Source organism: Bacillus sp. AF62 (assembly GCF_050312695.1).
GTDB classification, from domain to species: Bacteria; Bacillota; Bacilli; order Bacillales; family Bacillaceae_G; genus Bacillus_A; species Bacillus_A cereus.
Genome location: NZ_JBNPJZ010000122.1, coordinates 1 through 10,133, shown reverse-complemented (window position 1 = coordinate 10,133; position 10,133 = coordinate 1). Strand labels below are relative to the sequence as shown.

Sequence of the window (10,133 nt, the reverse complement as noted above, 5' to 3'; positions counted from 1 at the left end):
TCCCTTCAAAAATTATTTGCTCTTATAGGTTCGTGTTTATGTTTAGCCCATAAATATTTCTGCAGTGAAACTCCAATTACTCCAATAATAACAAGCCCAATCCCTCCATAAACATAGAGTTGAGTTACTCCAAACAAATGCACTAATGGACCACTCATAGCAGGAGAAATAATTAGAACTGCGTTTGTTAAACTGCTTTGTATACCAAATACTCTTCCTACTTGATCTTGATCGGATTCTATTTGTAAAATGACTTGATTAGATACAAGCATCAGCCCACTTCCGATACCAGCGATAAAACTAATTAAATAGGCTAAAACGAAGACCGTACCGGGCGTTATCAAACCAATCCCCCCAAAACCAATTCCCATTAAAACCATACCTCCACATACTACCCAGCCATATTGAAATTGTTTTAATTTCTGAGTTAGTAATGCACCAAGTATTCCTCCAAGACCAATAATAGAAATGATATATCCCATTTTACTTTTATCATGTGGGAATAAGCTCTTAAATAAAGTTGGGAATTGTGAGTCTACTAATTGTAATACTGCCATGGCTATTGTAACGAAAATCATGGTTGATAATATTATCCGATTAGATAACACATAACCCCACCCTTGTACCCAAGCGGTCCAAGTACTTTGTTTTTGCTTTTCAACAAATTCTTTCGATATAGTTTCTTTAAATTTTATTGTGGGTATCAGAACCAAGGTAGCTAATAAACAACTTATAGCTCTTATAATGAGGCAGAACTCTGGTTGAAACCAGCTCAGCAACATGCCCCCTATAAGTGGGCCTACTATCTTTGTACCCTGCTCTACTATTCCGTTGATACTTACTGCTTTAGTAAGCAAGTCCGGGGATACAATCTGTCTTGTTAGTGTTTGCTGTGCAGGATAATAGAAAACAATAAAAATGGAACGAATCATTAATGCCACTAAGAGCCAGTGGATATCTTGTACAAATAAAAGAGCAATTGTTATTAGACCAACCATTAGGTTACAGAACATCATAATTGGAATTTTTCTAAAACGATCCGCAATAACACCTGCCCATGAGCCAAAAATAATTCCAGGAAGTGCATATGCAACAGGGATCAACCCAATCATAGTAGGATCTACTTCCCATTCAAACCCAACTATAGTCATAATCGCTAACATATCAATAAAAACACCAAGCATAAGCAATGAATAGGCAGAGAAAACTTGTAAATAAACCCTATTTCCTAATAGGCCTTTTGAATCGGTAGTTTTCATAAAAGCAAGCTCCTTAAGTTACTAATATAAACGCTTTTGCGTATAAGGTACCCCTTTATTAAACCTAATTAATTATTATTAACATCTCACCTAGAATTTAACTTCGTCAAAACTCAAACCAGCCTTATTTTTCATATATTTAAAATAGTCAGACAAACAAAAGCGTACCTATTTCTTCATTTTTATATCAACTGTTACAAAATATATCTTTACCTTACACTAATAACAGCTAAACGTTGCCTTAATATAACCCTTTACAGTCGTTTACACATTCAATTCACATCCTTTTTAAAGTTGGCTTTTTTCTATCTCAAATACTATCACACAAATATTTCACCTACTATATTCATAAAGTTGAAATATTCGAATCAGAAAATTCCGATAAAAAACAAAATCCAAAAATCATACCAAAAAATTATTTAGTTATATTGGCATTTTATAGATGGCTTTAGCCATAAGGATATTAAGAATTAAGTTTTTTAATTTTATTAACATAATAGTTTAAAGAGACTATAAATCCTACTAAACAAAAAGATAAATATACAATAAAGTATATTTATCTTTTCTTATCCTACATATTTTCTATGCAAATTAATTCCAATAACTAAAATTGATAATAAAAATATAATACTACCAATTACTAATTGCACTCATAACAGAATTGAATAATAAAGTATTAATACTTCTGCACCTACTACCTATTTTATTTATTAGATATTTATACTTCAAAAAAATTACACATTATTCACAATTAGGATGCATACCCAAAATATGATTTGAATATGTTATTATATTTTAATATAATATAAAATCAGTTTTTCTATAAGAGAACTTAATTTTTATGTAGTACGAAATTGTTAGTAATACAGTATATATTTTAATTTAGTTATAAAAATGTTTAAAGACCACCTATTTCCATAAGTGATCTTTCTTTGTGATTCTACATTTATGAACTACTGTAGAAATATATCGTAGATACGCTTTGTTTGCTAAATGTTTAGTTCTTTCCATTTACTAAAAAATATAAATTCATACACTTAATATCATATTCTTTAAATTGCAAACTATTATTTTATCTTCTGTACAGGCAAACTACTAAAAATTAATTCAGCAACTTTTACATATCCTTTTGAGTTTGGATGAATTAAATCCTTAGACCAAAGCGTATTATCATTAACTAAATGATGATTCCAAAAATCAACATGATGAAGCTTATACTCTCTGCTCAGTGAATGTATAACTTCATTTGCCTCTAATAATTGTTCTTTTATTACTTGTTTTTTTTCAGAAGCAAAAGGAAGCCTAACTGTAAAATCTGGAAGGTTTGCTATAATAATATCAGCCCCTGCTTTACTTAATGTATCTATCATAAATTCCATATCGTTCTTATATGCATCGTGATTCCAACGTCCTTTTAAAACATCGTTTGCCCCTGCAATGAGACTAACCAAATCTGGATTAAAAGTTAGCGCTTTTTCCAATTGCTGCGAACGAATTTCTTTAGTTACTAACCCACGCTTTGCAAAATTGGCATATTCTATATCGTTTTCACACAGTTGAACAAAATGATCTACCCAGCTTTTTAATGCAATTCCCTCAACTTCATCCCCTATCCCCTCTGTAAAACTATCGCCAATTGCTATAAATCGCTTCCACATATGTATTCCCCCTTTATTATTAACCATATCTATACTATACAATAGCTCACACCGTAATTGTTATTTCTAAGTGGTTTTCGATTTCAATTATATTCCACTTTACTATATTTATATTTAGAATCCAAAATTGATCGATTCCTAAGTATACTTAAGAATCGGTCATATTCATATATTTACTAAAGAGATAAAATCTATCTAGAAATTATACTTTTTTCAAAAAATTTATTGTTCTTTGTTTTGCCCAGTTGATACATTTCTTTTCGATTAAATGATATGAAACTATAGAAAAAAGTAGTGTCATTGCAATGCACAAAGTAAGAAGGAAAAAGATAGGTATCTTTGTATACAATAGTTTAAATAGTACCATCATGATTGGAAAATGACACAAATAGATACTGTATGAAATTTCTCCTAAATATACAAATACACTCTTATTTAGAAATGCTTTTACTTTTAGGTTACTCATAGCCATTATAATAAATATACTAACCCCCATTACGACACCCCAATCTTTTAATAAGAAAGTTGTATCATTACGGGAAAAACCATAAATTAAAATGGAATATAAATATAAGATAACCCCTAATGCAATAAGAAATCCTTTTTTAAATTTTTTCATATTCCTATATGAGTAGATAAGTTTTTCCTGATACTTAAAAAGTAACATTCCAACAATAAACATAGATGTAAAATGCAGTGTATCAGCATAACCATTATAAAATCCTTCAGCTTTCCCAATATGCAACATATTAAGAACAACACTAATTAATGAAAAGCTCAAAGCAAATAGTATCGTTTTCTTCCAATTCAGTTTATAAAAAAGAAGGAATAACAAAGGAAACACAATAGATATACGCATTTCTTGAGCCAATGACCAAATAACTGGATTATAATTTTCCGTAAAAAAGTTATTAAGAAGCACAAAGTGGTTTAGAATATCTAATTTTGTTATAGACCCTTGCCACCTATCATAGAACCAATCCCGTAATCCTACCACTTCATACGACGAAAATAAAATAAATAAAACAAAGGTAACGATTATCCAAAAATAATAAGGAATATAGATTCTTACAAATCTCTTAATTAAATATCCCCAATAATTTGTTTTTGAATGATAAAGTGCCATAGATAACACAAAACCACTTAGTACATAAAAAACGATAACAGCTTCCCCACCCGCCCATAAAAACCTAAGCGGGGAAAATTTAATAGAATTAGGCAACGATGGTAGCATTAAACAAAAATGTCCAAATACCACAGTAAGTGCCGCTAACCCTCGTATGGAATCTAATTCTTTTATTCTGTTACTCATAAAATGTTCTCCTTGTAAATTGTAAATTTTGCTGTTCATAAAGGCCACTATAAGAATGTAGTGGGAGAATTGTACATATTCTTTCTTTAAATTCCTAATATAAGCAGTACAAAGTTAATTTGACCTCCATTTCTTTATATACATAATTTAAAACAAAATATTTAATACAAAGAAAAGATTTTATTAAATTTTTATAAAGTGAAACATTTAGTTGTATCCTATAAAATTAGCTTTTTACTATATCAATCGCACTATCCCACATACTACTAAAAATAGATCCTGTTTTACGTATAAAACGTGTAAACCAATTTGCTTGTTCCACATTAGATTTTGTTACAAGGTCTATTTGTAATGATTTACCTGATAAAAACCCAGGATCTGTATTATCTTTAGGCGAGATAATCATTTTACTAATTGTTACACCTTTTTTAATAGGCACTTCTTGTTTTTTATTCAATACTTTAAATTCTTTTTTATAAATGTCTTTATTGCCCTTCGGCATTGGAAGTGAAACAGCTTGCTTCGTTTGAACTACTACATCTGTGTCTTTTGCATTTGCTACTCGCACTGTTTCATGCCCTTTTACTACTGAATCTTTTCTGTAGACATTCTTCACTTCAAAATTCGCAAATCCATAATCGTATAATTTCTTTGTTTCATCAAAACGTGCCGTATGAGATTTTGCTTTTATCACTACAGAAATTAGGCGCATACCATTTCTTTCTACTGTACCAGTGAAACAATCTCCCGCTTCTGGAGTCGTTCCTGTTTTCAAACCATCTACACCTTCATATTGCTTAATTAAACCTTTTAACATCCAGTTAAAGTTCGCCATATCAATTGGATATTTACCACCCTCTTGGAATGTTTTTTTAGGAATTTTTGCTGTATCTAATATTTTAGGAAAATCTTGAATAAGACGTTGCGCTAAAATTGCACAATCTCTTGCAGACATTTTATTTTTCTCGTCTAGAGTTGTCCCTTCTGGATGATATCCTTTTAAATCGTTATTTGTTAAGCCCGTAGAGTTTACAAATTTATAATCTTTCATTCCAAACTCTTTCGACTTATCGTTCATCATTTTTACAAAGTTGACTTCTTCACTAGCAATCTCTTCAACTAAAGCAATTGTTGCACCATTTGCAGAGTAAATTGCCATTGCCTCATATAACTCTTTTACCGTATAAGAGCCACCATTTTCTAATGGAACGTTTGATAATGAGCGATCTTGCGAAATCTTATGTGCATATTCAGAGATTTTAACTTTTTGATCCCATTTAAGTTTTCCTTTATCCACCGCTTCATGAACTAAGTATTCGCTCATCATTTTTGTCATACTAGCAATTGCCAATGATTCATCTGCATTTTTTTTATATAAAATTTTTCCGGAATTTGCTTCTATTAAAATTGCTGATCCCGCTTCAACGTCTATAGCAGAAACTGTTTCCGCTGCTGCTCTTCCAAATGTAACGAACATGCTAAAAAATAGTGTAAGCACTGTTACTATTGCAATAAATCTCTTGCAAAACATACCTTTCACTTCTGTTACCTCCAATATCTTTGTACTCAAAAAAAGCGTTATTCTAACATAATCTCAAAAAAATAGACAGTGTTCTCAAATTATATATACATATTAGACGTTAGGATCGCTTTCATATAGACCATCTCATCCGACACTTTTAGGTGCCCTAATACTTTGTATTCCCACACATATCCCTATTTTTAATCCCCTTATATTTTTCAAAATGATTCGCACTTTCATATTTTTTAGGATTACAATTAATAGACAATCTAAATAATACATTTGTTCCACATGTACAAAAAATAAAGTGAAACTTTAATCAGTTGGGGTCTTACTGCCCATTAATGCTTTATTAGCTATCAAGGATTTTAATTACTCAATTCAGCTATTTGCTAGACTTATATTAGAGATGAATTTTCTTTAGTCTAAACTATTAGTTTTTTGTAATAAAAAAACTACACCCTATACTGGATGTAGTTTTTCTAACTGATTTATTTATTTTTCACTTCATTTTTATAAAAAGCAAATAATGGTTCGATGGATGGACTAGATAACAGCGGAATTGCCTTCTCAATCAATTTCCTATCCCAATCAAACCAACGCATTTCCATTAACATGTTTATTTCTGTATCAGTGAATCGTTTCTTTATTTCCTTAGCAGGATTTCCACCAACTATTGTATACGGCGGAACATCTTTACTTACGACAGATCCTGCAGCAACAATTGCCCCTTCACCAATAGTAACGCCAGGCATTATTATAGCATTCATTCCAATCCAAGCATCACTTTTTATGACTGTATCACCCTTAGGTTCATATGATTGTTCAATTTGCTCAGCGAATGGATATACTGTAATCCATTCTGAGTGATGATTATGGTTACCACCCATTAAAATGACTACTCCACTTGCAATGCAAACATAATTCCCAATAATGAGTTTATCAAGATGCCATCCCATCTGTTCAATTGGATTGAAAAGTGCTTGAGACTTAGCATCCCCCCACAAATACCTTACACAGCCATCTTCAAAATTTTGATGACTATAATAGCCTGAATAATAGGAGTACTCTCCCACTTCAATGAGTGGATTTGTTACTATATCTTTTATATACTTTGTTTCTGACCAATGATTAAATAATGGATACTTCATAACTTTATTCCTCGCTTCTAAGTATTATATATTTTGCTATTTACTTAGAAGCTTACTACGACAGCTACATTTTTTAGCTTTCTCAAACGACGAATCATTATCTTCAAGCCTTTCTTTTATACTAAAAAAAGCATAACGCAATACATTACACTAGTCAAATTGTGTAATTTTGAACACATCTTAAACAGCGTAATACTGCAATAAGAACATGAAAACACTCAAACTTTGATCCAAATAATATATTGATTACATTCAGTTTATATTTTGTAAAAAAATTTTAATTGCCATGACAAAGCAAACAATAACCACTATTGGTCGTATTAATGCCGTCCCTTTTGTAAGCACCATCTTCGCCCCAATATATGATCCTATAATTTGACCAAGCATCATAATCAATCCAATTGTCCAATCGATTTGGCCAAAAATAATAAAATACAACAAAGCAGCGAAATTACTTGTAAAATTCAAAATCTTAGCATTTGCAGTTGCCCGTGTAGCACTATATCCACATAAGAGAATGAACGCTAAAGCAATTAAACTACCTGTTCCTGGGCCAAAGAAACCATCATAAAATCCAAGGAATGGAGCCACTGTTAACGCAAACAACAACATACTTATTTTTCTCGGTCGATCTTCGTTTGCTATATTTGGAGATAATAGAAAATAAAGACCAATAATAATAAGTAAAAAAGGTAATATCATGATTAGATATTCTGCCCGTATCTGTAAAACAAGCCATCCACCGAAAACGGATCCCAAAAAGGTCATTAAGATGGACAAACGCATATCTTTGAGATTAATTTCTTTCTTCTTAATAAAAATCATTGTTGCCATGAGGGTTCCGCTACTCCCTTGTAGTTTATTAGTTGCTATCGCTACAGAAGGAGACATACCTACTAATAACATTATCGGGATAGTTATCATACCACCGCCCCCAGCAATTGTATCTATCCATCCTGCTAATACAGCTACTAAAAATAGTAGTATGAGTAATTCAATAGTAAAATCCATACAAAGAATAGGGGCAGGCTTGAGCTATTATAACCCAAACCTCCCCATCGCCCCTCCTCTCTTTAAACTAGTTAATGATATCTGTAAAGTAACTTTCTTTCTGATCACGTAATCGGCTGGAAACGTACTGCCTGCAAACAATTCTTCTTCCGTACTTATTATCTCCAATCGGGATTTTATATTCTTCCTCAGATAACCTTTCCCTACCATGAGTTACATTTGTTTGTTTACCATAGTATGAATTTGGGATAATTAATAAATCTTCAGATGTAAGTGGAACCTTATAAGTGGGCGTTGTTCGTAAGAGTTCTAAAAATATGTCAAATTTCAATTTTTCTTCTTCACTTTCTCCCACATAAATCAATTTATTTTCTGCTCCATTCAAACAAGTTGCAATAATATCACCATTATCATCCAAAAATATAATTTGGTTTATTTCCCCTACAAATCCAGATATTTCACCATCCGCCATTCCTGCGATATGAGCAATAGGCATTTTACTTATCGCCAATATATCATCTTTACTGAAGTGATTTTCTTCAAGATGCTTTTGAAGTAATTTTGGCGTTCCAATATGAGTTTGAGTTTTTAAATTTAACACTCCTTTTAATAAAAGAGCATCAACTCTAGTAAATTTTCCACAAGTAATTTCAGACACTATTCGTTCCACGGATTTATTAAGTCTATTTGATACAATTTCTAAATTCGTATTGAATGTTTTCAATCTTGCTTCAATATCTGATTGGTCTTTCATATCTGTATACACTGTAGCATCGTTATGTTGATAAAAGTTCCCACCACCGGTGCTTGCACCGACATTTCGCAAAACTTCATCGTTGTTCAAAGGGGAAATGAGGTGAAATCTATTTTTCCCTGCATGTTCGGATGGGTGAATTAAAGCATCATAATTAAAAAGTGTGGCGAAAAGCCATGTGACCCATTCTGCATAAAAATATTTTTTCATTCTATCGTCTTCGTCTTCACCATAATTAAAACCTTTGCGATTCTCCCCAGGTAATAGTGTTTCCATAGGATCACATGGAATATTTTTAATAAGAGTAGGTGGTACGTTCCCACCACAATTCGCTACTTTTATCATATGTAGTAGTTTTTTCATGTCTGAATTCGAAGTTTTCTTTAAATAATCAATCAAACAATTAAGCCACTCTCTTGAAAAGCTTGCAGCTATTTCTTGATCACAAGTATAAGGATTATGAGTTTTTAATTCATGGTCTATTAGATTCTTCATTTTATCCTTCAATACATTAGGAATGCTAATTTCTTCGATTTCTGTAATCTGCAGTGTTCCTTTATTCATTATAAAACCTCCGTTGTTTTATTTTTTCACACCATATCTTCTATTAAATGACTACCTACTTCTTTTTTGCTCCTTTGCTTTTCTTCAAAGCTATTAGAACTACCAATTTACAGATAAAAAACGTGGAGTATAAGAGATTTCTTCTTAGTCACATTTCCCCCACGAATCTCCGTTAAATTGGCAAATTTAATTTGAAAATCTGATTCATTTTCATACTTTACTTTCAAACTATGTTTATATGATTTTCAATTCAAGTAAGAGTATTTCATTTTCTAAAGTTTTCTTGAGTTTAAAATCAGAATTTTCAAGATAAATATATTGACACTAAAAATATAACACGAAACCAAAAAATGTAAATAAATAGTTTTTTTATAAAAAATAGTCAGACTATTTATAAGGTAATTCGTATTTCATTGAACCAACTACGGCCTCTCAATTTTATTGATAACAATAAAAAGGTCCCCTAAATGGTGATAGAGGACCTTTTTCCAAGTATATTCTATTTTAAATTTCTTACTTACCTTTTATTTTAAAAGATATTGCTGTAACTTCTTTATTAACAGTTCCATCCCGTTTGGACTTACAATAATCTTCCCATTCGCTAACGAAATATTGCTGTCTGAAATATCCCCTGTAAGTGCACAAGCTCTTGGTGATTGATATTTTCGTAAAATAATCTGGTCCTCTTCTATAAACATTTCAAGAGAATCTTTTTCTACAATTCCTAAACTCCGTCTTATTTCCATTGGAATAACAATACGCCCCATGCTATCTGCTTTACGAGTAATTCCTCTTGATTTCATAAAATGCCACCCTTTATATTTATCTAAGAACCTGTTTAGAATCTATGGTATAATCTGTACAAAAAAGGATATTTTCTATGATACATAATTATACAAGTA

At 31.4% G+C, this 10,133-nt stretch carries 8 protein-coding genes; all 8 read right to left on the bottom strand.

From position 1 onward, the window contains the following. Positions 1-5: 5 nt before the first annotated feature. The 8 genes from ACQRBL_RS28820 to ACQRBL_RS28785 all read right to left on the bottom strand — a co-directional run bounded on the left by ACQRBL_RS28820 (position 6) and on the right by ACQRBL_RS28785 (position 10,034). Positions 6-1,259 carry an MFS transporter gene (locus ACQRBL_RS28820; protein WP_000858613.1) on the bottom strand — a complete coding sequence of 418 codons (1,254 nt, stop codon included), beginning with the start codon at positions 1,257-1,259 and terminating at the stop codon, positions 6-8. Positions 1,260-2,326: 1,067 nt separating this feature from the next. Beyond that, positions 2,327-2,917: an SGNH/GDSL hydrolase family protein gene (locus ACQRBL_RS28815; RefSeq protein WP_023521949.1), complete on the bottom strand. Its 591-nt coding sequence runs from the start codon at positions 2,915-2,917 to the stop codon at positions 2,327-2,329. A gap of 202 nt (positions 2,918-3,119) precedes the next feature. Then, complete coding sequence (locus ACQRBL_RS28810) at positions 3,120-4,268, bottom strand: acyltransferase family protein (RefSeq protein ID WP_003270581.1); 1,149 nt, start codon at positions 4,266-4,268, stop codon at positions 3,120-3,122. A gap of 187 nt (positions 4,269-4,455) precedes the next feature. Further along, positions 4,456-5,769, bottom strand: a complete 1,314-nt coding sequence (locus tag ACQRBL_RS28805) for a D-alanyl-D-alanine carboxypeptidase family protein (protein ID WP_411996066.1) — start codon at positions 5,767-5,769, stop codon at positions 4,456-4,458. Between the two features lie 473 nt (positions 5,770-6,242). After that, a complete protein-coding gene (locus ACQRBL_RS28800; protein WP_000876934.1) occupies positions 6,243-6,902 on the bottom strand; it encodes a CatB-related O-acetyltransferase in 660 nt (219 codons plus the stop codon). A 252-nt stretch (positions 6,903-7,154) separates the two neighbouring features. After that, positions 7,155-7,913: a TSUP family transporter gene (locus ACQRBL_RS28795; RefSeq protein WP_000347983.1), complete on the bottom strand. Its 759-nt coding sequence runs from the start codon at positions 7,911-7,913 to the stop codon at positions 7,155-7,157. Between the two features lie 67 nt (positions 7,914-7,980). Next, entirely contained in the window at positions 7,981-9,231 is a 1,251-nt protein-coding gene (locus ACQRBL_RS28790; RefSeq protein WP_411996065.1) for a hypothetical protein, read from the bottom strand. A gap of 524 nt (positions 9,232-9,755) precedes the next feature. Beyond that, a complete protein-coding gene (locus tag ACQRBL_RS28785; protein WP_000842216.1) occupies positions 9,756-10,034 on the bottom strand; it encodes an AbrB/MazE/SpoVT family DNA-binding domain-containing protein in 279 nt (92 codons plus the stop codon). Between the last annotated feature and the right edge of the window lie 99 nt (positions 10,035-10,133).